The sequence below is a fragment of the Vibrio sp. 2033 genome (genome assembly GCF_033339735.1).
Map to the genome: position 1 here is coordinate 1 of NZ_JAWOVC010000898.1, position 507 is coordinate 507.

Below are 507 nucleotides of genomic sequence, written 5' to 3' on the forward strand. Positions count from 1 at the left end.
TCTCGAATATACTCAATGCTTTGCCTTATGTCCAAGCGCATTTATTTGCAACTTTAGCATTTAATATGGCATCTTCTCATTAACCTAAGCGGTCTGTTTAGAGTAAATTCCCGAAGTTATTGATACGATTTCCTTATGAAAATTTTCTCATTGGTAAAGAATGGATTTGTATTTTTGGCGATAATTCTTTTATTTGCAGGTGTTTACGGTCAAGTAGATGTTCCCCGCAAGACTACGGCGATTACATATCCGCTTGAGGAAACCGTGTTTGTACAATTTCGCGGTACAACACGCTTTCCACGCATGAAAGGCGAGGCGAAAGTAAAAAGGACCGCGCGAAACGGCACACAGATAGAGCTAAGCGTTTCAAAAATGCCGAGACCATTTGAGCTCGGCCGCGGCTATGCGACCTACGTACTATGGGCCATATCACCGGATGGACAGGTAGATAATTTGGGAGAAATCAAGCGCCGTGGATTTTTCGAATTTGATTCCAAAATCAGTGTA

The 507-nt window shown here is 42.2% G+C and carries 1 protein-coding gene; it reads left to right on the forward strand.

The features are described from left to right. Nucleotides 1-135: 135 nt before the first annotated feature. On the forward strand, nt 136-507 hold a 372-nt coding region (locus R7P74_RS29700), incomplete at its 3' end, for a hypothetical protein (RefSeq protein WP_318124339.1).